This is a genomic window from Streptomyces sp. NPDC025721 (assembly GCF_055558595.1).
Map to the genome: position 1 here is coordinate 650,345 of NZ_JBVHMF010000001.1, position 24,257 is coordinate 674,601.

24 protein-coding genes and 1 tRNA gene are annotated in these 24,257 nt (G+C 70.4%); 13 read left to right on the forward strand and 12 right to left on the reverse strand.

Annotation, left to right across the window (positions count from 1 at the left end):
* Window positions 1–367: 367 nt before the first annotated feature.
* From ACZ4EF_RS02880 to ACZ4EF_RS02890, 3 genes are all read left to right on the forward strand, one after another.
* Window positions 368–1,147 (forward strand): hypothetical protein, encoded by a 780-nt coding sequence (locus tag ACZ4EF_RS02880; protein WP_467502416.1) that lies wholly within the window; start codon window positions 368–370, stop codon window positions 1,145–1,147.
* Entirely contained in the window at window positions 1,144–1,971 is an 828-nt protein-coding gene (locus ACZ4EF_RS02885) for a class F sortase (RefSeq protein WP_467344822.1), read from the forward strand. Before ACZ4EF_RS02880 ends, ACZ4EF_RS02885 begins: the two co-directional genes overlap by 4 nt.
* 168 nt (window positions 1,972–2,139) lie before the next feature.
* On the forward strand, window positions 2,140–3,981 hold the full coding sequence (locus tag ACZ4EF_RS02890) for an FG-GAP repeat domain-containing protein (protein ID WP_467502418.1): 1,842 nt from the start codon (window positions 2,140–2,142) through the stop codon (window positions 3,979–3,981).
* Window positions 3,982–4,114: 133 nt separating this feature from the next.
* On the opposite strand, the gene ACZ4EF_RS02895 is transcribed toward ACZ4EF_RS02890, so the two are convergent.
* Window positions 4,115–4,187 (reverse strand) — tRNA-Arg (locus ACZ4EF_RS02895).
* A 73-nt stretch (window positions 4,188–4,260) separates the two neighbouring features.
* Window positions 4,261–4,959: a type 1 glutamine amidotransferase domain-containing protein gene (locus ACZ4EF_RS02900; RefSeq protein WP_467502420.1), complete on the reverse strand. Its 699-nt coding sequence runs from the start codon at window positions 4,957–4,959 to the stop codon at window positions 4,261–4,263.
* Window positions 4,960–5,237: 278 nt separating this feature from the next.
* Between ACZ4EF_RS02900 and ACZ4EF_RS02905 the strand changes: the two genes are divergently transcribed.
* Window positions 5,238–6,347 carry an LLM class flavin-dependent oxidoreductase gene (locus tag ACZ4EF_RS02905; RefSeq protein WP_355337796.1) on the forward strand — a complete coding sequence of 370 codons (1,110 nt, stop codon included), beginning with the start codon at window positions 5,238–5,240 and terminating at the stop codon, window positions 6,345–6,347.
* The gene (locus tag ACZ4EF_RS02910) at window positions 6,344–7,057 is read left to right on the forward strand and encodes an FMN reductase (RefSeq protein WP_467502422.1); all 714 of its coding nucleotides are present in this window, start codon (window positions 6,344–6,346) and stop codon (window positions 7,055–7,057) included. The genes ACZ4EF_RS02905 and ACZ4EF_RS02910 overlap by 4 nt, the downstream gene beginning before the upstream one ends.
* 60 nt (window positions 7,058–7,117) lie before the next feature.
* On the opposite strand, the gene ACZ4EF_RS02915 is transcribed toward ACZ4EF_RS02910, so the two are convergent.
* Window positions 7,118–8,455: a hypothetical protein gene (locus ACZ4EF_RS02915; protein WP_467502424.1), complete on the reverse strand. Its 1,338-nt coding sequence runs from the start codon at window positions 8,453–8,455 to the stop codon at window positions 7,118–7,120.
* 301 nt (window positions 8,456–8,756) lie between these two features.
* Here ACZ4EF_RS02915 and ACZ4EF_RS02920 point away from each other — a divergent pair, with 301 nt between their 5' ends.
* From ACZ4EF_RS02920 to ACZ4EF_RS02930, 3 genes are all read left to right on the forward strand, one after another.
* The gene (locus ACZ4EF_RS02920; protein WP_391162385.1) at window positions 8,757–9,092 is read left to right on the forward strand and encodes a hypothetical protein; all 336 of its coding nucleotides are present in this window, start codon (window positions 8,757–8,759) and stop codon (window positions 9,090–9,092) included.
* Window positions 9,093–9,147: 55 nt separating this feature from the next.
* Complete coding sequence (locus tag ACZ4EF_RS02925) at window positions 9,148–10,734, forward strand: DHA2 family efflux MFS transporter permease subunit (protein ID WP_401857430.1); 1,587 nt, start codon at window positions 9,148–9,150, stop codon at window positions 10,732–10,734.
* A gap of 78 nt (window positions 10,735–10,812) precedes the next feature.
* The gene (locus ACZ4EF_RS02930) at window positions 10,813–11,610 is read left to right on the forward strand and encodes an ABC transporter ATP-binding protein (RefSeq protein WP_355337811.1); all 798 of its coding nucleotides are present in this window, start codon (window positions 10,813–10,815) and stop codon (window positions 11,608–11,610) included.
* 60 nt (window positions 11,611–11,670) lie between these two features.
* On the opposite strand, the gene ACZ4EF_RS02935 is transcribed toward ACZ4EF_RS02930, so the two are convergent.
* A complete protein-coding gene (locus ACZ4EF_RS02935; RefSeq protein ID WP_391043331.1) occupies window positions 11,671–12,156 on the reverse strand; it encodes a MarR family winged helix-turn-helix transcriptional regulator in 486 nt (161 codons plus the stop codon).
* A gap of 278 nt (window positions 12,157–12,434) precedes the next feature.
* Between ACZ4EF_RS02935 and ACZ4EF_RS02940 the strand changes: the two genes are divergently transcribed.
* A complete protein-coding gene (locus ACZ4EF_RS02940) occupies window positions 12,435–13,118 on the forward strand; it encodes a TetR/AcrR family transcriptional regulator (RefSeq protein WP_391043333.1) in 684 nt (227 codons plus the stop codon).
* Between the two features lie 186 nt (window positions 13,119–13,304).
* On the forward strand, window positions 13,305–14,810 hold the full coding sequence (locus ACZ4EF_RS02945; RefSeq protein ID WP_355337814.1) for an MFS transporter: 1,506 nt from the start codon (window positions 13,305–13,307) through the stop codon (window positions 14,808–14,810).
* Between the two features lie 125 nt (window positions 14,811–14,935).
* Here the strand turns inward: ACZ4EF_RS02945 and ACZ4EF_RS02950 are convergent, their stop codons facing one another.
* The 3 genes from ACZ4EF_RS02950 to ACZ4EF_RS02960 form a co-directional block, all read right to left on the reverse strand.
* Complete coding sequence (locus ACZ4EF_RS02950) at window positions 14,936–15,565, reverse strand: hypothetical protein (protein WP_355337816.1); 630 nt, start codon at window positions 15,563–15,565, stop codon at window positions 14,936–14,938.
* 19 nt (window positions 15,566–15,584) lie between these two features.
* The gene (locus ACZ4EF_RS02955; protein ID WP_467502428.1) at window positions 15,585–16,370 is read right to left on the reverse strand and encodes a dioxygenase family protein; all 786 of its coding nucleotides are present in this window, start codon (window positions 16,368–16,370) and stop codon (window positions 15,585–15,587) included.
* 149 nt (window positions 16,371–16,519) lie between these two features.
* Window positions 16,520–17,041 (reverse strand): GNAT family N-acetyltransferase, encoded by a 522-nt coding sequence (locus tag ACZ4EF_RS02960; protein WP_401716308.1) that lies wholly within the window; start codon window positions 17,039–17,041, stop codon window positions 16,520–16,522.
* Window positions 17,042–17,249: 208 nt separating this feature from the next.
* Here ACZ4EF_RS02960 and ACZ4EF_RS02965 point away from each other — a divergent pair, with 208 nt between their 5' ends.
* The gene (locus tag ACZ4EF_RS02965; RefSeq protein ID WP_355337827.1) at window positions 17,250–18,248 is read left to right on the forward strand and encodes a sigma-70 family RNA polymerase sigma factor; all 999 of its coding nucleotides are present in this window, start codon (window positions 17,250–17,252) and stop codon (window positions 18,246–18,248) included.
* A 123-nt stretch (window positions 18,249–18,371) separates the two neighbouring features.
* Window positions 18,372–19,106 carry a VIT1/CCC1 transporter family protein gene (locus ACZ4EF_RS02970; RefSeq protein ID WP_355337831.1) on the forward strand — a complete coding sequence of 245 codons (735 nt, stop codon included), beginning with the start codon at window positions 18,372–18,374 and terminating at the stop codon, window positions 19,104–19,106.
* Here the strand turns inward: ACZ4EF_RS02970 and ACZ4EF_RS02975 are convergent.
* Both ACZ4EF_RS02975 and ACZ4EF_RS02980 read right to left on the reverse strand, forming a co-directional pair.
* Entirely contained in the window at window positions 19,064–20,296 is a 1,233-nt protein-coding gene (locus ACZ4EF_RS02975) for a low temperature requirement protein A (protein WP_467502430.1), read from the reverse strand. The genes ACZ4EF_RS02970 and ACZ4EF_RS02975 overlap by 43 nt on opposite strands.
* A gap of 62 nt (window positions 20,297–20,358) precedes the next feature.
* Window positions 20,359–21,441 (reverse strand): PLP-dependent cysteine synthase family protein, encoded by a 1,083-nt coding sequence (locus tag ACZ4EF_RS02980; protein ID WP_467502432.1) that lies wholly within the window; start codon window positions 21,439–21,441, stop codon window positions 20,359–20,361.
* 281 nt (window positions 21,442–21,722) lie between these two features.
* On the opposite strand from ACZ4EF_RS02980, the gene ACZ4EF_RS02985 reads away from it, so the two are divergent.
* On the forward strand, window positions 21,723–21,947 hold the full coding sequence (locus ACZ4EF_RS02985) for a hypothetical protein (protein WP_467502433.1): 225 nt from the start codon (window positions 21,723–21,725) through the stop codon (window positions 21,945–21,947).
* A 13-nt stretch (window positions 21,948–21,960) separates the two neighbouring features.
* On the opposite strand, the gene mscL is transcribed toward ACZ4EF_RS02985, so the two are convergent.
* From mscL to ACZ4EF_RS03000, 3 genes are all read right to left on the reverse strand, one after another.
* Window positions 21,961–22,431, reverse strand: a complete 471-nt coding sequence (mscL, locus tag ACZ4EF_RS02990) for a large conductance mechanosensitive channel protein MscL (protein WP_317452500.1) — start codon at window positions 22,429–22,431, stop codon at window positions 21,961–21,963.
* Between the two features lie 102 nt (window positions 22,432–22,533).
* Window positions 22,534–22,980, reverse strand: a complete 447-nt coding sequence (locus ACZ4EF_RS02995) for a hypothetical protein (protein WP_467502434.1) — start codon at window positions 22,978–22,980, stop codon at window positions 22,534–22,536.
* A gap of 336 nt (window positions 22,981–23,316) precedes the next feature.
* The gene (locus ACZ4EF_RS03000; RefSeq protein WP_401310451.1) at window positions 23,317–24,174 is read right to left on the reverse strand and encodes an S-methyl-5'-thioadenosine phosphorylase; all 858 of its coding nucleotides are present in this window, start codon (window positions 24,172–24,174) and stop codon (window positions 23,317–23,319) included.
* Between the last annotated feature and the right edge of the window lie 83 nt (window positions 24,175–24,257).

Below are 24,257 nucleotides of genomic sequence, written 5' to 3' on the forward strand. Positions count from 1 at the left end.
AGGTGCCGGATTGCCCGAAAGAGGTTTTTGTCCCCGATCGGGCGAATATGCGGATACGGATGCCAGGGGTGCGCCGTCCGGCTTGGCGGTGGTGCCGATGTTGACGGCGCGTCATGTCGTGCGCGGCGCAAGGCGCTCCGGCTCTCCCCGGGCATACGGACATACGTATGCGATATGTCCGTATGCCCGGACGCGGAGGTACCGCCGTAAAGAGGTCATGGGCACACCCGTACCAATCCGCGCCCCCCACCGCTCCGAATGCCAGTGCGGAGGCACCCGCCTCCGGTCGCGGAGCCGACGCCATGCCGACTCCGCGGATCCGCGAGTGAAGGGCAGCACCACCATGCGATCCACCAGCGCACGTGTCGTGACCGCGATAGCAGTCGCCGCGGTCCCGTTGGCCTTCCCGGCAGCGGCGTGGGCGGCACCGACGGACACCGACGTCCCCTGGACCACGTACCAGGCGTCGCTGGACCCGATCACCGCCAACCACGTCACGGGCAGCGGGACGGCGATGATCCAGCTCTCCGGCAACACCGCGAAGATCACCGTCACCGCGTCGGACCTGGTCGGCGGCGGCTCCCCGCACGCCATGCACATCCACGTCGACGGCGCCGGTGTGTGTCCCAAGCCGTCCGAGGCCAAGGACCACAACGGCCACAGTTCGATCAACGTCGCCGACGCCATGAAGGACTACGGCATGATCGGCACCTCGCTCACCACCAGCGGCGACAGCACCCCCAAGAGCGCCCTGGCCGTCGACCGCTTCCCGGCCGGTTCGAGCGTCAAGTACAGCCGCACCCTCGAAGTCACCGACAACGTCGCCGCGAACCTCAAGTCCGGCAAGGCCGTCCTGGTCGTGCACGGCATCGACTACAACGGCAACGGCAAGTACGACAACGTGCTCGGCGCGAGCGAACTCGACAAGACCCTGCCCGCCGAGGCCACCGACCCCGCCCTCTGCGGCGCCTTCAACGTCTCCCAGATGACCTCGATGCCCGGCGGCGGCGCGGACACCGGTGACGGCGCCACGCAGACCGGAAGCGGCATCCACACCGGCATGGTCGCGGGCGGCAGCGCCGCCGCCCTGGTCGGCCTCGGCATCGGCGGATTCGCCCTGCGCCGCAGGGGCGTCACGACCCGATGAGTGACGACGCCGCCGCCGCGCACGAGGACGGCCGGGACGACGAGACCGGCCGTACGGACGACACCGTACGTACGACCGGCGACGGCCGCACCGGCCGCACCGGCCGCGTGGGCCGCACGCGACGTACGGCGGTCATGCTCGTCGTCCTCGCGGTGGCCTGCGTCGCCGCGGGGGTCACCGCCGTACTCGCCGGGACCACCGGGGGCGGCGGCAACCCGCCGCCGCAGCCGGGCCCGGCCGTCGCGGGAAGCACACCGCGCGACGACATGTCGGGTCACGAGATGTCCGGCCACGACATGGCCGCGATGCCCGCCCCGCCGAGCGGCGCCGCCTCGGCCGAAGCGGCCGGTCCGACGCCCACCCGGCCCGGCACCCTGCCCGCGTCCAAGCCGGTCGCCCTCGACATCCCGGCCATAGGCGTCCACTCCGACCTGCTGGACCTGGGCCTCAACAAGGACGGCAGCCTGGAGGTCCCCTCCAAGCCGCTGCGCGCCGGCTGGTACCGCAACTCGCCCGCCCCGGGCCAGACCGGACCCTCCGTCATCCTCGGCCACGTCGACTCCAAGGAGACCGGCCCCGCCGTCTTCTACCGGCTCGGCGCGATGAAGCCCGAGCAGCAGATCCGCGTCACCCGCGCCGACCACAAAGTCGCCGTCTTCACCGTCGACGCCGTCCGCTCCTACGAGAAGGCCCGGTTCCCGACCCTCGACGTCTACGGCAACACCGCGGACGCCGAACTCCGCCTCATCACCTGCTCCGACTGGAACGCGCGCACTCACTCCTACGAGGGAAACACCGTGGTCTTCGCCCACCTCGCGACCTGAGAACGGCCGAAGGAGACCGGGGTGTCCCCAACTTCACCCGTACGACGCCGTATTGACTTCCTCTGATCATCTGACCGCAGAGCACAACCAACCCGACGGGTCGGCTGTCGGACGGGGTGGGACACCAAGGGCGGTGTCCCACCCCGTTTCGCACAGGAGGAACGTTCCTTGGTCTCCCTGCTCTCCCTCCGCACCGGGCGCCGCCGTCTCGTCGCCGCGACCGCCACCGTCCTGGCCGTCACTCTGGGCGCGGTTTCGCTGACCACCACGGCCACCGCCACCACCTCCGCCTCCGCGGGTGCGACGCGGGCGTCCGCCGCGACGTCCGGGGTGAGCGGCCTGCTCCCGATGACGCCCGGCGCCACGCTGGCGTCCGCGGGCACCCAGGGCTTCTGGACGTACGTCCCGCACGACGGCGACGACGGCAAGCTCCGCTGGACCCCGTACGGGGCCGGCCCGGTCCGCGACCTGCGCTTCGACACCGCCAACGGGATCGCCGAGATCTCGGGGGACACCGTCACCACCACGAGCGACACGTCCGGGAGCCGCGTGCTGGACATGCCCACCGGCACCTCCTTCGCGCTGCGGACGGTCGACGACGGGCTGGACAGCCTCTACGGGGGCGTCGCGGGCCGGGCGCTGTTCGTCCGGGGCGCCACGAAGCTGTGGGTCGAGACCGCGGACGGGGCGAACCGCGCCGTACAGGGCCTGCCCGAGGGAACCGACTACGGGCGGGTGCGGCCGGGCGACGCGACCCACGGCCTGGTCCCCACCGGGACCGGGGAGAGCGACCGGCGCTTCGGCCTGATCGACCTGACCACCGCCACCCTCACCTTCCCCTACCCGCGGCAGGCGCGGAATCCGGTGATCTCCGGCAACCGCCTCGCCTGGATCGAGGACGACACCGCCGCGAACACGCTCCGGGTGGTCGTCCGCAACCGGACCACCGGCGCGGACACCGCGGTGCCCGTGCCGGGCGTGAAAGCCGGTACGGACCTGACCATCGGCCTGCTCGGCGACTGGGTGACGTACGGGACGACGGCCCTGCGTGTCGGGACCGGCGAGAAGGTCACCTTCCTCGACCGCGCCGACGCCTCGTACGCCGTCCCCGACGGCACCGCGCGGATCGTCCAGGGCAGCGACTCCGCCCAGGGCGCGGGCGTCTTCCGCGTCGCCCTCGACCCGAACGGCCGGCCGTTCGCGCGGCTCCTCGCGCACGCGGGCACCCCGACCTCCGCCCTGCACGACTTCGACAACGACGGCCTGCCCGACCTGCTGGGCCGCGACGCCTCGGGCGGGTTGTGGCGGGACAGCGCCGCCGACGGGCGCCAGCGGGCGCGGATCGGCGGCGGCTGGCAGATCTACGACAAGCTCGAGACCGTCGGCGACATCGCGGGGACGAACAGCCCCGACTACCTTCCCGAACTCGTCGCCCGCGACAAGGACGGGGTCCTGTGGCTCTACTCGGGCCGCGAGGACGGCGGTCTCACCCCGCGCGTCCGCGTCGGCGGCGGCTGGCAGACGTACACCCATCTCACCGGCGGCAGCGACCTCACCGGTGACGGCCGCCCGGATCTCGTCGCGGTCGACACGACCGGTGCCCTCTGGCTCTACCGCAGCACCGGCAGCACGGCCCGACCCTTCGAGCCCCGTGTGCGCGTCGGCACCGGCTGGACCGGCTACGACCAGCTCACCGCCGTCGGCGACCTCGCGGGCGGACCCGCGGGCGACCTCGTCGCCCGCGACAAGGACGGCGTGCTGTGGCTCTACCTCGGCAAATCCGACGGCACCTTCGAGCGCCGCACCCGGATCGGCTCCGGCTGGCAGACGTACTCCCAGCTCACCGGCGCCGGCGACGTCGACCACGACGGCAAGGCCGACCTCTTCGCCTACCAGGCCGCCACCAAGACCGTCTACCTCTACTCCGGCACCGGCGACCCCGCCCGCCCCTTCGCCCCCCGCGCGATCTCCGACGCCCACACGGGCAACGCGTATAACAACATGAGCTGACCGGCCGGGTCTCCTCGGGGGCGTGCGGTCTCCGGGGGCTCGTGCGGCCCCCGTGCCGACTTTCACGGCCAAAGAGGCCCTCCCGTTCGACAACGGGAGGGCCTCTCATGGCTGTGACCTGCTACTTCCGGTGTGCCCCAGGCAGGATTCGAACCTGCGACACCAGCTTTAGGAGAGCTGTGCTCTATCCCCTGAGCTACTGGGGCGGGGACAGGCGCCAGTGTAGCGGGTCGGCGGTGGCCGGTCGGGGGCCCGGGGGCGGGGCGGAAGGCCGGTTCGTCAGCCGAGGGTCTTGAGGATCTCGGCGGCCAGGGGACCGGCGGAGGCCGGGTTCTGACCGGTGTGCAGATTGCGGTCGGTGACGGTGTGCGGCGCCCAGGGCGCGCCTTCCTGGAAGTCGGCGCCGAGCTGCACGAGCCGGTCCTGGAGGAGCCAGCGGGCCTTGTCGGCGAAGCCCGCCTGGGTCTCCTCGACGTTGGTGAAGCCGGTCAGCCGGTAACCGGCGAAGGGGGAGGCGCCGCCGGGTCCCGTGGCGGTGGCGAGCAGCGCGGCGGGCGCGTGGCAGACGATGCCGAGCGGCTTGTCCGAGGCGAGGGCCGCGTTGAGCAGGGCGCCGGACACGGCGTCGGCCGACAGGTCCTCCATCGGGCCGTGGCCGCCGGGGTAGAAGACCGCGTCGTAGTCGTCGAGCGAGACGTCGGACAGCTTCACGGGGTGCTGGAAGGCGGCGATCCCGGCCAGCTCGGCCGCCATCGCCGCCGCGCCCTCCTCGCCGCCGTTGAATTCGGGCGCGAGGCTTCCCCGGTCCACCGTCGGCACGACCCCGCCCGGCGTCGCGGCGACGACCTCGTGGCCCGCCTCGGTGAAGACCCGGTACGGGACCACGGCCTCCTCGGCCCAGAAGCCGGTCGGGTGCGCGCTGCCGTCGGCGAGCGTCCAGTGGGTGGCTCCGGTCAGGACGAACAGGATCCTTGCCATGGAGGTGGCTCTCTCTTCCGTGTCGCTGGGGGCGGGTGGGGCGGGCGTTTCCAACGTACGCCGAGGCGGGGGCTCGCGCCGGGTGCGGCGGGGGGCCGGGTGAGGCCGGGGGGCCGGGTGCGGCGGGGTCAGGGTGCGGCGGGGGGCCGGGTGCGGCGGGGTCAGGGTGCGGCGGGGTCAGGGTGCGGCGGGGTCAGGGGAATAGGTAGGGCGGCCGGAATGTTCGGGATGTTGAATGCTCAACCAAACAGGGTGAGTGCGACAGGACGGTGGGTGTGATGCAGTTCGGGATCTTCACGGTCGGCGACGTCACGACGGACCCGACCAACGGACGGACGCCGAGCGAGCACGAGCGGATCAAGGCGATGGTCACCATCGCGCGGAAGGCCGAGGAAGTCGGCCTGGACGTCTTCGCGACCGGCGAGCACCACAATCCGCCCTTCGTGCCGTCCTCGCCCACCACCATGCTCGGCTACATCGCGGCCCGCACCGAGCGCATCGTGCTGTCCACCTCCACCACGCTGATCACCACGAACGACCCGGTGAAGATCGCCGAGGACTACGCGATGCTCCAGCACCTGGCGGACGGCCGCGTCGATCTGATGATGGGCCGCGGCAACACCGGGCCGGTCTACCCGTGGTTCGGCAAGGACATCCGGCAGGGCATCCCGCTCGCTGTCGAGAACTACGCGCTGCTGCACAAGCTGTGGCGCGAGGACGTCGTCGACTGGGCGGGCAAGTTCCGTACGCCGCTCCAGTCGTTCACCTCGACGCCCCGCCCGCTGGACGGCGTGCCCCCGTTCGTCTGGCACGGCTCCATCCGCAGCCCGGAGATCGCCGAGCAGGCCGCGTACTACGGCGACGGCTTCTTCCACAACAACATCTTCTGGCCCATGGAACACACCAAGAAGATGGTCGACCTCTACCGTCGCCGCTTCGCGCACTACGGCCACGGCACCGAGCAGCAGGCCATCGTCGGCCTCGGCGGCCAGGTGTTCATGCGCCGCGACTCGCAGGCCGCGGTACGGGAATTCCGGCCGTACTTCGACAACGCCCCGGTCTACGGGCACGGGCCGTCGCTGGAGGACTTCGCCGAGCAGACGCCGCTGACCGTCGGCTCCCCGCAGCAGGTCATCGAACGCACCCTGACCTTCCGCGACGCCGTCGGCGACTACCAGCGCCAGCTCTTCCTCATGGACCACGCCGGTCTGCCCCTCAAGACCGTCCTCGAACAGCTCGACCTGCTCGGCGAGGAGGTCGTCCCCGTCCTGCGCGCCGAATTCGCCAAGGGCCGCCCGGCCGAGGTGCCCGACGCCCCCACCCACGCCTCGCTGCTCGCCCGCCGCGACGCCGACACCGCCGACGAAGTCCTGGAGGCCCGGGCATGACGCACCACCCGATCGAGCGACGCCGGCTCGCCGTCGTCACCGCCGGTCTCAGCCAGCCGTCGTCCACCCGGCTGCTGGCCGACCGGCTGACGGAGGCAGTACGCCGCCACATCGACGGTGACGTGGACGTGGACGTACGGGTCATCGAGCTGCGGGGCCTGGCCAACGACATCGCGCACAACATGCTCACTGGCTTCCCGGCGCATCATCTGCGCGACGCAATCGATTCGGTGACCGGCGCCGACGGCCTGATCGCCGTGACCCCGGTGTTCACCGGCTCGTACAGCGGCCTGTTCAAGTCGTTCTTCGACATTGTCGACAAAGACGCACTGGCGGGTACCCCGGTGCTGGCCGCCGCCACCGGCGGCACCGCCCGCCACTCCCTGGTCCTCGAACACGCCATGCGCCCGCTGTTCGCCTACCTGCGCGCGATCGTCGTACCGACCGCCGTATACGCGGCCTCCGAGGACTGGGGCACGGCAGGCAGCGGCAGTGGCGACGGCAACGGCAACGGGAGCAGCGCTGTCGACGGCACCCTCGCCGCCCGCATCGACCGCGCGGGAGCCGAACTCGCCGCCCTGATGACCTCCCGACCGTCCCGCCCGGCGCCGGGCGGGGGTGCGACGACGGACGCCGGTATGGGCGCCGGTGCCGACGACGAGGTCGTGCCGTTCGCCGAGCAGTTGGCGGCGCTCGGCGCGCGAGGGTGACGGCGCCACAAGAGTGACCGTGCGACGGAGCCGGGGCGAGGGACCCGACGACGGCGTCAACTACGACGTCAACGCCCCGGATCCGCGCTCACCCCCGCCGGTCGTATCAACGGCCGGACGCTCGTCCAGGAACTCGATGACCGCGAGCCCCGCCACCGACACCAACGCGATCCAGAAGATCACCATGCCGGTCGGATACGGCCACAGCGCCAGGACCACCGAGGCGACCGCGACGACGACCCACCGCAGCCAGACGCGGAAACGGTCCACCCACGGCCCCACCGGCCCGGTCGACCGCACCCCCGCCGCCTCCCGCACCGCCGCGATCCCCGACTCCCACATCGACCGCACCCGTACCGCCCACTGCCCCGAACCGCTCAGCCACGCCCCCAGCGCCACCACGACCCCCAGGGTGATCACCATCCGAACGCTCGCCCGCAGAAACCGCACCACCTGGTCGTAGATCGCCGCGGCGGCCGCATGGTGCACATCGGGGGACAAGTGGTCGAGGTAGAAGGTGCGGAAGAGAGCGAGCGCGACGCCGAGCACGGCCACCCCCGCCGCGACACCCAGCGCGGCGGCGACCAGCGCGCGGCGACGCCGTACGGCCAGCAGCACCCCGGCGCCCGCGATGACGACGGTGACCACCGGCAGCCAGTCCCCGGCCAGTTGCAGCGCCCGGAAACCGGTCTTCACCCGCCCGATCTCGTCCGACTTCAGCAACGTGAAGTCGGTGTGCACGTCGGGCAGCCGCCCGGCGACCTTCAGCCCGCGGTCCACCAGCTGCTGCTTCACCCCGGCCACCACGGGTGCGAGATCGAGCGTCACCGTGTTGTGCTCGACCTGCACCGCCGAATCGTTACTGCCGGTCAGCGCGTCGACGACCGTCGCGTGCGCCCTCCGGTTCAGCTCCTCCCAGATCGTCGAGAAGGCACTGCTCGATACGAACGTCGCCACCGTGCCGTGCACGAAATCCGTCACCCCCGACGTGATCGGGCCGCTGATCCCGCCCAGCGCCGCCTTCACCCCCGGCAGATCCGAGGGCGCCACGCTCGACAGCAGCGAGTCGAGGTCGATCCGGTCCATGACGGCCGCCGTCACCTGATCGGTGACGGCCCTCCGCACCTGCGGGTTGTCGGCGAGCGGCGCCATCGTCGCCACATAGCGGTCGGTGTTGCCGACGATGTCGGCGGCCCACACCGCCACCGCGCCGAGCGGAGCCAGTACCGCGGCCAGTGTGATGAGCAACGCGGAGAAGAACGACCGCACCCGGTGCCGCGACCGCGTCACCGCCAACCGCGCCCGCAGCGCCGTCAACTCCGCGCGCTCGTCGTCACCCAACGGTCCCGACCCTGACGCGCCGTCCCCGGCAGCGGGTCCGTCGGCGGTCGCCGCCATCCACGTACCCCCTGCCTGTGCGAGTGCCGCCCGACCGGGCCCGTTCCTCTCAGGGAACGTGCTGCCGGGCGGGTGCGCGCGCGGAGTTGGTACGTCAGGGTTGTCGCCAAATCGCCTTTCGCACGGTGTGTGACGGTGTGCGGCGCTACCTCAGCGCACGCGGTCGCGCTCATTGGGTCGCGCCATTCGGGTGACGACGCGTTAGTCCTATGGGATGGGCGGTTACTGATCGTTGTGTCGGTGCCGCAGACCCGGTGAAGCGCGGGTCGCGCGGCGGTCAGGTTCGTGAAGGGCGCACCGCGTGATCACCACCCGTCTGCTGCTGGACAGGACAGGCATGGCCACCGCCGTGCGGTTCCCGGCCGCGCGGACGACGCCCGCCCACGCCGCCACCGCGGACCGCGGAGCGGCCGACCACTCCGTGACCGTCATCGCCACCCGGGACGGTCGTCCGATGGCGGTCGCGGTGGACTCCAGGGCCTTGCGGGCGACCACCGCCGCGGACGCGACGACCGACACCGAAGACGGAGGAGCCGCCGCGGTTCCGGTACGGGGACCGGACCGCGGCGGCTCCTCGGCACTGTCCAGGGCCCTTGCGCCGTCCGGGCGACGGCTTCCCGCGTGGCGAGGCCGCTGAGCTGCGCCTAGCGTGGAGTCCCCGGGGGGTGGTCGCGCCAAGGGAGAACTCCGTCATGGCCCGTAGCAGCCCGGACACCTCCGCTTCCGCCGCCGGCCTCGGCGGCGGCCCACAGCCCGACGGGAAGCCGGGCCGCAGCAGTGTCGTCGGCACCCCCTCCCACCGCTGGTGGGTGCTCGGCGTGATCGGCCTGGCGCAGCTCATGGTGGTCCTCGACGCCACCATCGTGAACATCGCGCTGCCCTCCGCCCAGACGGCCCTCGGCTTCACCGACGGCAACCGTCAGTGGATCGTGACGGCGTACGCCCTCGCCTTCGGCTCGCTGCTGCTGCTCGGCGGCCGTCTCGCCGACCTGGTCGGCCGCAAGAGGGTCTTCCTGATCGGCCTGACCGGCTTCGCGCTCGCCTCCGCGATCGGCGGCGCCGCCCCCAACTTCGGCGTACTGGTCACCGCCCGCGCCCTCCAGGGCATGTTCGGCGCCCTGCTCGCCCCCGCCGCCCTCTCCTTGCTCACCACGACCTTCACCATCCCCAAGGAGCGCGCCAAGGCGTTCGGCATCTACGGCGCCATCGCGGGCGCGGGCGGCGCCGTCGGTCTGCTGCTCGGCGGTGTGCTGACCGAATACCTCGACTGGCGCTGGTGCCTGTACGTCAATCTGATCTTCGCCACGATCGCGTTCATCGGCGGCGTACGACTGCTGCAAGGCGGCACCCTGCCCGACCGTCCCAAGCTGGACATCCCCGGCACCGCCCTGGTGTCGGCCGGCCTGTTCTGCATCGTCTACGGCTTCTCCAACGCCGAGAAGCACCCTTGGAGCTCGCCGCAGACCTGGGGCTTCCTGGTGGCGAGCGTCGTCCTGCTGCTCGCCTTCGTCACCTGGCAGCGCCGTGCGGCGCATCCCCTGCTGCCGCTTCGGGTGGTGACCGACCGGGACCGGGGCGCGTCGTTCCTGGCGATGTTCATCTCCGGCGGCGGGATGTTCGGCGTCTTCCTGTTCCTGACGTACTACCTCCAGCAGAGCCTGCACTACTCGCCGGTCTCCACTGGACTCGCCTTTCTTCCGATGATCGCCGTGATGGTGGTGACGTCGGTGACCACCACCAATGTGCTGGTGCCGCGCTTCGGCGCCAAGCCGATCGTGCCGACCGGCATGGCCCTGGCCGGCGTCGCCATGGCGTGGCTGACCGCGCTCGACCTGCACAGCACCTATCCCGCGCACGTACTGCCGCCGCTGCTGATCCTCGGCCTCGGCCTCGGCTCAATCTTCGCCACGGCGATGAACCTCGCCACCGCGGGCGTACAAGCGCGTGACGCCGGTGTCGCGTCCGCCATGGTGAACACCTCACAGCAGGTCGGCGGCTCCGTCGGCACCTCGCTGCTGAACACCCTCGCCACCAGCGCCGCCGCCAGCTACGTGGTCGGCAGGCAGAACACTCCCGCCGTCGCCGCACAGGCCCAGTTGCACAGCTATTCGACCGCCTATTGGTGGGCGGCGGGCTTCTTCGCCGTCGGCACCGTGGTGACGGCCTTCCTCTACCGGCGCGGCAAGCCGCGTGCCCTGGCGCAGCCCAGCACACTGCCCGACGATTCGCCCGCATCAGGTGACGCCGAACCCGACGCCCCGCCCGCCGCACATATGTGACGCCTCCCTCCCACGCACGGCCGCTCACATCGTGGAATCCCGGGGCGTGAAGGTGGCGGATACAGCTACCGTGCCGTCATGACAGCCAACACCGTCGTGGCCGCTCTCGACGCCGTCAGCGTCCGCCGCTTCACCACCGGCCAGGTCATCCTCGACGACGTCAACTGGACCGTACGGTCCGGCGAGCACTGGGCGCTGCTCGGCGCCAACGGCGCGGGCAAGACGACGATGCTGCGCCTCATCGGCGCCCTCATGCATCCCACCTCCGGCACGGTGGACGTGCTCGGCCACCGCCTCGGCCGTGTCGACATGCGCGAATTGCGCGCGCACATCGGCCTGGTGTCGTCCTCACAGAAGGTGCCGCTCGACGCCACCGCCCACACCGTCGTCCTGACCGGCCACACGGGCACGGTGCAGCCGCTGTGGCGCAAGTACGACGACGAGGTCCGCGAGCGCGCGCACGAGCTGCTGGCGGAGCTGGAGATCAAGGATCTGGCGGACCGGGCGTACGGGGTCTGCTCCGGCGGTCAGCGGGCCCGCGTTCTGGTGGCGCGGGCATTGATGGCCGACCCGGCACTGATGCTCCTCGACGAGCCCTTCAACGCGCTCGACCTGCCCTCCCGCGAGGACCTGATCGACGCCATGCACCGCCTCGCGCTCACCCGTACGGGTCTGGCGACCATCACCGTCACCCACCACCTGGAAGAGCTGTCGCCCGCGATCGGGCACGTACTGCTGCTCAAGGAGGGACGGGTGCTGACCTCGGGGACCGCGCGGCAGGTGCTCACGGCCGAGTCGATGACCCAATGCTTCGGGCGGCCGATCGAGGTCAGCAGGCACGAGGGACGGTGGCTCGCCCGCTCCGGGCGGCGCTGACCGTATGGGGTGACTTCACGGGCGCGAGGTTGACGCTCCCGCGGTCGGTGACCGACCTTTTCAGCGCAGCCAGGGCAGGTCCGCGCGGTCCGGCTGGTGCAGGCCCTCGGCGATGACGCGGGAGATCTCCCCGAGCTGCGCCGTCTGCTCGGGAGTGAGCCGGTCGAAGATCGCGGAGCGGACGGCGGCGACGTGACCGGGCGCCGTACGCACCACCTCGTCGTAACCGGCGTCGGTGAGGACCGCGATCTGCCCGCGGCGGTCGGAGGGGCAGTTCTCGCGGCGCAGCCAGCCGTTCCCCTCCAGGCGGGCGACAGCGTGCGACAGCCGGGAACGGGTGATCTTGGCGCGCTCGGCGAGCTCCGTCATGCGCATACTGCGGCCGGGCGTCTCGGAGAGCGTGCTGAGCAACGCGTAGTACATGTGCGGCATGCCCGCGTCGCGCTGGAGCTGACGGTCGAGGTGGTCTTCCAGCAACGTCGTGGCGTGCAGGAACGCCCGCCAGGTCGCCTGCTCGTCTTCGGTCAGCCATGTCATGGCGTTCATGGTACGTGCACTTCTTGAAGCTTCAATAAAATGGCGTGTCCCGCCGTCGGTCCGCGACCGGGCGCGTCCGGCCCGTACGACCGGACGCCTCTTTGGTGAAGCCTCCCGCCAACCCCGCCAATCGAGTGACGCAGGTCACAAGCGTGACGGGAAATATCCGGGGACGCGGTCCCCGTTTAGACCAGGTGACCGCGAAACGGGGAGTGCCTGTCCGTTTCAACGACGGGGCCCGTACCCCCGTGAACGACCGCTGGATCGATCGGAAGGAGCCGCCCGCCGTGAGCCTCGACACTGTTGGTACGACCAGCGCCACCGCAACCACCAGCAGCACCAGGCCGCGCGCCGTGCGGCTGCGCGCGGACGCCACACGCAACCGCGAGCGCATCGTCGCCGCCGCCCGCGAGGCCATCGTGGAGTTCGGCCCGGACGTGCCGCTCGACGACGTGGCGCGCCGCGCGGGAGTGGGGAACGCGACGCTCTACCGGCACTTCACCGACCGCGCCGAACTGATCCGCCAGGTCACGCTCACCGTCATGGCCACGACCGCCGAGCGGGCCGAAGACGCCCTCGCTCAGGAGCCCGACGCCTTCGCCGCGCTGCGCCGCTTCGTCTTCGAGGCGGCCGAAGAGCGGATCGGGGCGCTGTGCCCGATGCTGTCGGACGCCTTCGACCGCCAGGACCCCGCCGTCACCCAGCAGATGGAACGGCTGGAGCGGTCGGTCAACGCCATCATGGAACGCGCCCAGAGCGCGGGCCTGCTCCGTACCGACATCGCCGTCGGTGACCTGATGGTCGCCCTGACGCAGCTCACCCGGCCGCTGCCGGGCACGGGCTGCATGGGCTTCGACCGCTTCGTCCACCGCCACCTGCAGCTCTTCCTCGACGGGCTGCGCGCCCCCGCCGGATCCGTACTCGTCGGGACGGCGGCCACCCTGGAGGACCTCAAAGCCGGAAACAAATAGTTCGCAACGCCCATGAACCGGGCGATAACGTAGGGAAGTTCGCCGACTTACCGAAGCGCAGTTCTCGGCCGCTCGACCGATGAACACCGCGACCGGATCCCGGACCACGATCCGCATCGTCCGGCGCCAGCTCGATGACACACGTCCCCACGTCCTGTCACTCCGCATCCATTAGTGAGATCAGTTATGCCTGAAACACGCTTGCCCGATCCGAAGCGCTGGACAGCGCTGATATTTATCGCCATCGCTCAGCTCATGGTCGTGCTCGACGCGACCGTGGTGAACATCGCACTTCCCTCCGCCCAGGCCGACCTCGGCATCTCGGACGGCAACCGCCAGTGGGTCGTCACGGCCTACACCCTCGCCTTCGGTGGCCTGCTGCTCTTCGGCGGCCGGATCGCGGACCTGTGGGGACGCAGGAACACCTTCATCGTCGGTCTGCTCGGCTTCGCCGCGGCCTCCGCGCTCGGCGGCGCCGCCGTCAACACGGCGATGCTGCTCGGCGCCCGCGCCCTCCAGGGTGTCTTCGGCGCCCTGCTCGCGCCCGCCGCGCTGTCCCTGATCTCGGTGATGTTCACCGACGCCAAGGAGCGCGCCAAGGCGTTCGGCATCTACGGTGCCATCGCCGGCGCCGGCGCCGCGGTCGGCCTCATCCTCGGCGGTGTCCTCACCGAGTACCTGAACTGGCGCTGGGCGCTGTTCGTCAACATCTTCTTCGCCGTCGCCGCCGTCCTCGGCGCCATCGCCTTCATCCGCGAACCCGCCGAAGGCCGCAACCGCAACCGCCTGGACATCCCCGGCGTGGTCCTCGCCAGCACCGGTCTGGTCGCGCTCGTCTACGGCTTCAGCCGCGCCGAGTCCGACGGCTGGTCGTCCGGTGTGACCATCAGCCTGTTCGTCGCCTCCGTGGTGCTGCTCGCCTCGTTCGTGGCCGTGGAAAGCCGCGTCAAGGCCCCGCTGCTGCCGCTGCGCGTCATCACCGAGCGGAACCGGGGCGGCGTCTACCTGTCGCTGGGCCTCGCCATCATCGGCATGTTCGGCCTGTTCCTGTTCCTGACCTACTACCTCCAGCAGGTCATGGGCTACTCGGCGCTCAAGTCGGGCTTCGCGTTCCTGCCCATGGTCGGCGGTATGGTCATCGGCTCCACGCAGATCGGCACCCGGCTGATGCTGCGGGTCCGGCCGCGCTTCCTGATGGCGCCCGGCTTCCTGGTCGCCGCCGTCGGCATGGGCATCCTCGCCCAGATCAAGGTCGACTCCAACTACGCCGAAATCCTGCTGCCCGGCCTGGTCCTGATGGGCCTCGGCATGGGTACGGCGTTCATGCCCGCCATGAGCCTGTCCGCGCACGGTGTGCGCCCCGAGGACGCGGGCGTCGCGTCAGCCATGGTCAACACCTCGCAGCAGGTCGGCGGCTCCATCGGCACCGCCCTGCTGAACACCCTCGCGGCCAGCGCCACCACCACGTGGATCGGCTCGCACGCCAAGAGCCCGGCCGACCTGAAGAACCAGTTGTTCGTCAACCAGGCCGCCGTCCACGGCTACTCGGTCGCCATCTACTGGGCCACCGCCATCCTGGTGCTCTCCGCCGTCCTGGCCTTCGTCCTGGTCGACGCGGGCGTCCAGAACACCGGAGAGAGGGTCGCCGAAGGCGACTTCGAGGACATCCCGATCCCGGTCATCGCACACTGACCCGGCACGGCACTCACCCGATGGGGTGAGCGCGTGAAAACGGCAGGGCCCCGCCTCGTGCAGCACGAGGCGGGGCCCTGCCGTTGGTCATTCGTCATTCCATACGCAGCCCCGCGCGGCGACCGTCAGAGCCCCTCGGGCCACTTGTACGAGCTGGGCACCGTCACCTTGTCCGAAGGCGCGCCGTACACGAGCGCGATCTCCTCGTGCGCGCCCAGCTTGATCGCCGCCGGGTCACCGGTCTGCTCCTTGCCGTTCACATACACGTGCAGCTCCTTGCCGCCGCCGGTCTTGAGCGAACCGAGCGTGTCCTTCGTGAGCGGCACGTTCCACTCGGTCATGAACTCGCCGAGCGTGAAGTCGGCCTGCACCGGCGACTCGATGTGCACGACGCCACTGGTGTCGTGCGTGTGCAGCGGGCTGATCGACTGCTTGGCCTCGTCGATGCCGATCAGGGCGGGCACGACGACGGCCTTGCCGTCCACGAACACATCCAGGTGACTGTGGATGTGCAGCACCTGCCCCTCCTGCCCGAGCATCGGCAGTCCCGCCGCCTTGACCTGCGCGGAGGCGTCGGCGGGCGCGGGCCACGAGACGGAACTGGCCGCGGGCTTGCTGTCACCGCCGCCCGCGGTAGTCGTCGCCGTGTCGCTCGCTCCCTTGCCGCTGGCGGAGCTGGAGCCGGAGCCGCAGGCGGCCAGCGTCACGGCGCTGACCACTACGGCCACGCCGATCCCGATGCGTCGTTTCTGCATGAGCGTGGGGTCTCCCTGTTCAGCCGAACTGGACGGAACGCTTGGCGAGCCCCATCCAGAAACCGTCGATGATGCTGCGCTGGCTGCCGAGCTCGGACTCGGCGGCGCCGAGCGTAACGAACAGCGGGGCGAAGTGCTCGGTCCGCGGGTGCGCCAACCGCCCGGCGGGCGAGGTGTGTTCAAAGTCCAGCAGCGCGTCCACGTCCTGGGCTTCCAACGCCCGGTGACCCCAGTCGTCGAACTCCGCCGACCAGCTCGGCGGCCGCGGACCCGCGTTGCGCAGCGCCGCCAGATTGTGCGTGAAGAATCCGCTGCCCACGATCAGCACGCCCTCGTCGCGCAACGGCGCCAACTTGCGTCCGATGTCCAGTAGCTTCTCCGGGTCGAGCGTCGGCATCGACACCTGGAGCACCGGAATGTCGGCGGCGGGGAACATCTCCACCAGCGGTACGTACGCGCCGTGGTCGAGACCGCGGTCGGGCACGTCCTGCACGGGATTACCTGCGCCGCGCAGCAGTTTCCGCACGGAGTCGGCGAGCGCGGGCGCGCCGGGCGCCGCGTACCGCACCTGGTAGTAGTGCTCGGGGAAGCCCCAGAAGTCGTACACCAGGGGGACGGTGGTGGTCGCGCCGATCGCCAGCGGGGCCTCCTCCCAGTGCGCCGAGACCATCAGGATCACCTTGGGCCGCGGCAGGTCGGCCGACCAGGCCGCCAGCTCTGCGGGCCACACCGGGTCGTCGGCGAGCGGCGGGGCGCCGTGCGAGAGGTAGAGCGCGGGCATGCGCTCCGGGGTTGCCGTGGTCATCGCGCACCCTCCTTGAAGTTTCAAGCGTACGGGAGCACCACCGTAACCCCATATGCTTGAACCTTCAAATAAGCCGCACGTGTCCGCACGTGTCCGCACGTGTCCGCACGTCTCGCGCTGTCCACGCGTATCAGCGTGCGAGGCCGGCGTCAGCCCAGGCGCTTCTCGAACCACGCCACATCGTGGTACGCGCCGAATTTGTGGCCGACCTCCTCGTACACCCCGACCGGCCGGAAGCCGAAACGCTCATGCAGCCGCAGCGACGCCGCGTTCGGCAGCGTGACGCCCGCGTACGCGCGATGCAGGTTCTCCTCCGCCAGGGCCTCGAAGAGCGCCGTGTAGAGCAGCGTGCCGATGCCGCGCCCGCCCGCGTCGTGCGCGAGATAGATCGTCGTCTCCACCGACGTCGCGTACGCGGCCTTCGGTCGGAAGGGGCTGCTGGTCGCATAACCCAGGATTCGTCCCGACGGGCCGGGAAAGTGAGCAACCAAGAGCCGGTGCGGGCCGTCTTTCGGGTGGGAGAGCAACCACGGACGACGTTGTTCGACGGTGAAGGGAACTACGTCGAACGTGATCGACGTTTCACGGATGTAGTGGTTGTAGATGTCGGTAAGAGCGGCCAGATCGCCCTCGCTACCTGGTCTGACCTGGACTTCTGGACGTTCCGGCACCCTTTGGCCTCCCTGTGTGGCGAGACAGGGTACTGCATGATCACAAAATTCAGGTCACGAGATGGGAATTGTGTCCGGATTCCAATCGTTATCCCGATCAGGACGGGGCAACCGCAAGGCAAGAGCCGCACCTGACGGAACCATCCGGCAAGCGGCCCGACCGCCCGGTCCGACCGAGACCCGACCGCACCTTCGTAAGGGAGCACGCATGGCAACCCGTGCCGTCGCCCGTCGTCACGCTGGCGGGACCAGTAGCGTTCGCGCCGCAGGCGGGGAAGTCGCCGACCGCGACCTCGTCGGCATGTACCTGGACGAGATCGCGCGCACCCCGCTGCTCGACGCCGCCAGGGAAGTGGAACTGTCCCGCGACATCGAAGCGGGCGTCTACGCAGAACGCATACTCGCAGCCGATCCCGGACTGCCCGCAAAGGCCGGTGGTGACGCCCGCCGCGAGGAGCTCGAGGCCATCGTCGCCGCGGGCGAGCAGGCCAAGGACGTCTTCATCCGTTCCAACCTCCGGCTCGTCGTGGCCGTGGCCCGCCGCTACCCGCGCAGCGGACTGCCGCTCCTCGACCTGATCCAGGAGGGGAACGCCGGCCTGGTACGCGCCGTCGAGAAGTTCGACTACGCCAAGGGCTTCAAGTTCTCCACCTACGCGACCTGGTGGATCCGCCAGGCCATCACCCGCTCCATCGCCGACCAGTCCCGCACGATCCGGCTGCCCGTCCACCTCGTCGAGGAACTGGGCCGCATCCGCCGCGTGCAGCGCGAGTTCAACCGCGAGCACGGCCGCGACGCGGAGCCCGCCGAGATCGCCACCGAACTGGCCTCGACCCCCGAGCGCGTCACCGACGTCCTCGACTGGGCCCGCGACCCGGTGTCGCTCAACATGTCCGTCGACGCCGAGGGCGAGACCGAATTCGGTGACCTGGTGGAAGACGGCGCCGCGCCGTCACCCGAGGACTCCGTGCTCGTGATGCTCCGCCGCGAGGAACTGGACGGGCTGATCGACCGCCTCGACGACCGCACCGCCTCCATCATCCGGGCCCGCTACGGCATCGTCGACGGCCGCGAGCGCACCCTCACCGAGGTCGGCAAGCAGCACGGACTGACGCGCGAGCGCATCCGGCAGATCGAGAAGCACGCGCTGGCCGACCTCAAGCGGATGGCCCGCGCGACCGGCCTCGACCAATACGAAGCCGCCTGACCGGCGCGCTTCCCCACAGACCCGAACCCCGGTGCATTCCCCCCCGCACCGGGGTTCGGCCTGTCCGCGACACCCACAACCACCTGATCGGGCACGACCGCCCCAGGTGAGACGCTTCCGCCTATGGACGACCAGACCGACGCCCAAGCCGGGCCCCACAAGAACGAGCCCCACCACGACGGACTCGGCACCCGGCTCAACTGGCTGCGCGCCGCCGTACTCGGCGCCAACGACGGCATCGTGTCCACCGCGGGCCTGGTCGTCGGCGTCGCGGGAGCCACCGACTCCCGCTCCACACTCCTGACCGCGGGCATGGCCGGACTCCTCGCGGGCTCCCTGTCGATGGCGGCGGGCGAATACGTCTCCGTCAGCACACAACGCGACTCCGAACAGGCCGCCCTCGCCCTGGAACGCGAAGAACTCGCCACCACCCCCCAAGCCGAACTCGACGAACTCACCGGCCTCCTCGAAGACCGCGGCATCAGCCAGGAACTCGCCCGCGAAGTCGCCGAGCAACTCACCGAACGCGACGCCCTCGGCGCCCACGCCCGCGTCGAACTCGGCATCAACCCCGACGAACTCGCCAACCCCTGGCACGCGGCCGGCGCGAGCTTCGTCTCCTTCACCATCGGCGCCCTGCTCCCGCTGCTGGCCATCGTCCTGCCACCCACCTCATGGCGCCTGGCCGTCACCGTCGTCTCCGTCCTGCTGGCCCTCGTCGGCTGCGGCTGGGCGAGCGCGCGCCTCGGCAGCGCACCGACCGGCCCCGCCATCCTCCGCAACGCCGCGGGCGGCGCCATCGCGATGGCCATCACCTACGCCGTCGGCGAGCTCCTCGGCGCGACCGGCGCCGTCTGACCACCACCCCGCGCCTGCAACGTCACCCCCACCCCCACCGTGACCGCACACACCAACCCGGCCCACAACACCGCATGCGACCCCGTGAAGGTGCACGCCAACACCGCCGCCCCCGAGACCGGCAGCGTGAGCTGCTGCGCGAGACCCCGCTTGTAGTGCCGTGAGTGCAACAGCCAGACAGTGATGAGAAACACCGCGGCGGGAACCGTGACCCAGGCCGCCGCCACCCGCGTCGAGATCTCCGCCTCCCCGACCGCCTGCTCGACTGCGATCTCCATCCCCGCCCCGATCGCCGCCGCCGAACCGAACACCGCGAAGTGGCCGTAACCCCAAAGGAACGCCTGCCTGTTCGACACCAGGTGGTCATGGATCGGCACCGCGAAGTAGATCCACCACGCGGCGAAGACAATCAGCAACCCGCCGATGGCGATCGGCAACAACTCACTGAGCGCGTCGTGCTCGTCGGCCGCCGACTGTACGGCGATGGTCGCCGAGGACACCGACTCCCCGAGCACGATGATCGTGAACAACCCGTACCGCTCCGCGATGTGACGCGGATGCCACGTCGTCGGTGCCGCCCGCTCCGACAGCACAGGCACCGACATCTCCGCCACCGCCAACAGCACGAACGCCCACACCGGCGGCGCACCGTGCGGCAACAGCAACGCCATCCAGCCCACTTGGCACAACGTCACCCCGAACGCGTACCGCAAAGCCGTCCCCCGGGCCGCGCCCGTCTCGGCCCCGGCCGCCCGCAGCCACTGCGTCACCAACGCCAGCCGCATCACCGCGTATCCGCACACCGCCAACCGGAAGTCGCCGCTGTCGAAGGCGCGCGGCACACCCGCCGCCAGCATCAGCACACCGACGATCTGCACCAGCGTGGTGATCCGGTACGGCACATCATCCGTGTCGTATGCGGAGGCGAACCATGAAAAGTTGACCCACGCCCACCAGATGGCGAAGAAGACCAACAGGTAACCGGTCACGCCGTGTCCCGGATGCCCCTCCACGGCGGCATGCACCAGCCGGACGCCCGCCTGCGCGACCGCGACCACGAAACACAGGTCGAAGAACAGCTCAAGTGGCGTGGACGCGCGGTCTTTCTCGTCGCGGCTGCGTGCCGTCATCCGGCGCAACGCGCCGCTGGTCCTGGCCACCGGACCTGCCGGAGTCGTCGGTTCAGTCATGGAGGACACCATGGAGTACGACAGGCACTACGCGCAGCGCGCCGCGCGGAATTCCAGGCCGCTCAGCCCCGACTCGTCTGCCCGCTCGGCGAATCCGCCCGCGCCAGCTCCCCCGTGGTCACGAAGCGTTCGACGCGCTCCACGTAAGGGCCGATCCGGATGCCCTGCTCGGCCAGCCAGCCGTCCGAGTAGTACTTCTCCAGATACCGCTCACCCGGATCACACAACAAACCCACCACGCTGCCCTGTTCACCGCGTTCGCGCATCTCGGAGATGATCCGGAAGGCGGCCCACAGCCCGGTGCCGGTTGACGCGCCCGCCCGGCGGCCGAGCAGGCGCTCCAGGACGCGCACGCACGCGATGGAAGCGGCGTCCGGGACCCGCATCATGCGGTCGATCGCGCCGGGCACGAAACTCGGCTCCACCCGCTGGCGGCCGATCCCCTCGATACGGGACCCCGCTCCGGTCGTCACCGCCGGATCGTGATCCCGCCAGCCCGGAAAGAACGCCGAATTCTCCGGATCCGCGACGCAGATCCCCGTCGTCGCCTGGGCGTACCGCACGTACCTGGCCAGCGTCGCCGACGTCCCCCCGGTACCGGCCGTCGCCACGATCCACGTCGGGACCGGGAACCGCTCGACCGCCATCTGCCGGAAGATCGACTCGGCGATGTTGTTGTTGCCCCGCCAGTCCGTCGCCCGCTCCGCGTACGTGAACTGATCCATGTAGTGGCCGCCGGTCTCCCGCGCCAGCCGTGCCGCCGTCCCGTACACCTCGCACGGGTCGTCGACCAGATGACATCGGCCCCCGTGGAACTCGATCAGCTCGATCTTGGACCGCACCGTCCCACGTGCCATCACGGCCACAAAGGGGACACCGATCAGCCGGGCGAAGTATGCCTCCGAGACCGCCGTCGACCCGCTGGACGCCTCGATCACCGGCCGCCCCGGCCGGATCCAGCCGTTGCACAGGGCGTACAGGAACAGCGAGCGCGCCAGGCGGTGCTTCAGCGAGCCCGTGGGATGCGTGGACTCGTCCTTCAGATAGAGGTCGACGCCCCAGTCCGCCGGGAGCGGAACTGACAGCAAATGGGTATCGGCGGACCGGTTGGCGTCGGCATGGACCTTCCCCACAGCCTCGCTCAACCAGCGACGGTACGCGAGGTCGCTTCGGTCGAGATCCTGTTCCCGCGCCTGCGCCTCTACGTGCTCCCGCTCCGGTACGTGTGCCTGTGCGCGTCGCTGTTCCACGCTCTCCGGGTCCGGGCGTACGGCTGCCGGTGCGGGCGAGGGCGTCGGGTCCGGTGTCTGCATGTGGCCAGGTATATCCGGCCGACTGCCTCAAACGGACACTTGGGGTATCTCCCTCCGGCCGCTTGAGCAGGGACGACAGCCCGGCCACCGACGCCCCGCCGTACCCTGGAGGCATGAGTAGCGCCCCCGATCGCACCCCGGCCGAGAACCCCGTCGACGAACCCACCCCGGCCGTCGTACCCCCGGTGGGACCCTCGGGCCTCGTCTTCGACGATCCGCTCGACCGCCCCTCGGCCGACGACACCGACCGGGGCTGGGGCGACCGGCCCTCCGGCTCGGCGGCCGATGACGACGACTTCACGCGCTTCCTCAACGAGAAGCCGCCGCACCACCTCTGAGCGGAGCGGACGATCAGTTCCCGCCCCCGCTGCGCGGCGAGACCAGCGCGTCGCGGATGTCGCGCAGCAGTGTGATCTCCTCGACCTCGGCCGCCTTCTCCACCACCTCGTCGTGCTTGCGCTTGCTCGCCTGCCGCGCCAGGTAGCGGGACATCGGTACGACCATCAGGAAGTACACGACCGCCGCGGTGATCAGGAACGTCAGGACGGCGCTCAGCACCGAGCCCCACAGGATGTGGATCCCGCTGATCGTCTCGCCCTTGTCGTTGACGACGCACGGGCCTTTCAGACAGGACGAGTACCCAACGAGATCCTTCGTACCGAAGGCACCGACCAGGGGATTGATCACGCCGTTCACCACGGAGTTCACGATGTTGGTGAACGCGGCACCGATGACGACCGCGACCGCGAGGTCGATCACGTTCCCGCGCGTGATGAATTCCTTGAAGCCTGCCAGCACGCCCGGCTTGTTCTTGTCGGTCACCGCTATGCCTCTTCCGTGACGCCGATGTGGCGGAATGATGGGTTCCGCCATAGAAGGCAATGCGGGTTCGGCGTGTCCAATCGCCGTCCACGAACGGGTGATTCAGCACAATGTCACCGCCAGCGGTGACGAGACGGCCGCTCCGGAGAGCGCCGCCGCCGTACGGCGTGGCACGGCCACCACGACCAGTGCCCCGCCGCCTCCACCGCCACTGACATCGGGTGGGGCGGACTCTCCTGCGGGCTTCGAGCTGTCCGCGCGGCCCGGCACGGCCACAACGGTCGCGTTCGACGCCACCACCCGCGAACTGGCCAGCACATCGATCCGGTCACCAGGGCGCAGCAGCGCGACGGCCGCAGCGTCGGCGATCCGCACCGGCGCCCTGACCAGCACCTCGGCCACGTCATGGGGCGCCCGTACGGTCGCTGCGTGGGTGGTGTCGCTGGCCGGTGCGGGTCCGCGTGGGGCCGCCGCGTCATGACGCGGGCCGGTCCCGTGCGCCGCGGCCGCCGCCAGCGCGGCCGCCGTCAGCGCCAGACCGAAGGCCAATGAGCGCCGTCGGCGCCCCGGCGACCGCCGCAGGAGCTGCCGTCGGCCGCCCGCTCGGATCGGCGGGAAGTCCGGCACCGCGCAACGCGGCGGCGTGTACGGCTCGGGGCACGCCGGAGCCGAATAGGGAGTGGGGGAGCAGGACATGACGGACCACCGCCTGACGTGAGGTGCTCGATACCGGTATGTCCGGTCGATGCATCCACCATCGCGCACGGCGCCGACAGCGCTCCGATCCCTGTGGACAACTCCCGACTTGTGGATAACTCGGCCACCCGGAGGCGTGAATTACCGCTTCGCGGAAGGCAGGAGCCAAGGGATACGGGAGTCCGCGTGCTAGGGGAAAATGATCCCCGGGTCCTGGCCCCCCAGCGAGTCCACGCACAGGCAGTCCCGCGCGTCGTTGTCCGGCAGCTCGCCGATCAGGTCGAAGAGCACGTCCCGCATCCGGCCGACATTGGCCGCGAAGACCTCCAGCACCTCCTCGTGAGAGACGCCCTCTCCGGTGTCGGCGCCCGCGTCCAGATCGGTGACCAGCGTCAACGACGTGTAGCAAAGCCCCAGTTCGCGGGCGAGCACGGCCTCGGGGTGGCCGGTCATCCCGACCACGGACCAGCCCTGCGCCGCGTGCCAGAGCGATTCCGCGCGCGTCGAGAAGCGGGGACCCTCGACCACCACCAGCGTCCCGCCGTCGACCGCCTCCCAGCCACCCGACCGTGCCGTGCCGACGGCGGCCTTCCGGCCCACCGGGCAGTACGGGTCGGCAAAGGTCACATGGACCACGTTCGGCACCTGGCCGTCGGCTCGCGTCTCGCCGTCGAAGTACGACTGGGCGCGCGACTTCGTACGGTCCACGAGTTGGTCGGGCACCAGCAGCGTTCCGGGGCCGAACTCGGTGCGCAGGCCGCCCACCGCGCAAGGACCGAGCACCTGGCGCGCGCCGACGGACCGCAACGCCCACAGATTGGCGCGGTAATTGATCTTGTGCGGTGGCAGATGGTGCTTGCGACCGTGCCGGGGCAGGAACGCCACCCGGCGCCCCGCTACCTCGCCGACGAACAGCGAGTCGCTCGGCGGGCCGTAGGGAGTCTCGACCGTGATTTCGCTCACATCGTCGAGGAAGGAGTAGAAACCGGATCCGCCGATGACGCCGATCTCGGCCTGCGCGTCCGCCGCACTGCTGCTCTGCACCATGTCGATCACCCTATTGCGACGCCGGGCACACGACGAAACCCCCACCGCGAAAACGGCGGGGGTTCGTAAGGTCCGCGAAAGCC